This is a genomic window from Paenarthrobacter sp. CM16 (genome assembly GCF_013179505.1).
GTDB lineage: Bacteria > Actinomycetota > Actinomycetes > Actinomycetales > Micrococcaceae > Arthrobacter.
In genome coordinates, this window is sequence record NZ_JABMCX010000606.1 from 1 (window position 1) to 565 (window position 565).

General features: G+C 65.5%; 1 pseudogene. It reads right to left on the bottom strand.

The features are described from left to right. Positions 1 to 565, bottom strand: a pseudogene (locus HP499_RS24780) (DUF3417 domain-containing protein); the annotation flags it as partial.

A 565-nucleotide genomic window follows, 5' to 3' on the forward strand; every position in this document is an offset into this window, starting at 1 on the left:
CAACGCCGAGTGCTTCGGGAATACCCGGACGGTGTAGCCGAACGAGCCTGAGCGGTTGATGACCAGGGAGCCGTGGAAGAGGTGGCGTCCGCCGCCGAGGTCTTCCAGGGAGTCCAGTTCGGCCACCACCACGTCCTCGAGCTCGTCGGAGTCCTCCGCGCGTCCAAAAGCTACCTCGACTGAGACGTCGTCGGGGGTGAGGCTGTTGAGGGCCACGTAGGCGTTGACCTGAAGGCTGTCGCCCACCTGGGGTTCCTCGGAGACGCCCACGGAGTCAACGTGTTCCACCACTACCTGGGGCCAGGCGTTCCGGACCTTGGTGGTCCAGGCGGCGAGTTCCTTGGCTTCCTTGAAGGCTTCGGCAACAGCCCTGCGCCCGGATACAGCGGCGGGGCAGTAGAGGTTGTTGACGTAGTCGTGGAGCATGCGTTCAGCCGAAACGGCGGGGCCCAGGTTCGCGAGGGTGTGCTTGATCATGGATACCCAGTGCGTGGGCACGGTTTCGCGGCTGGACTCGGACGGTCCTGCAGCTCCGGCGCCTTGGGCCACCGTGGTGCCGTAGAAG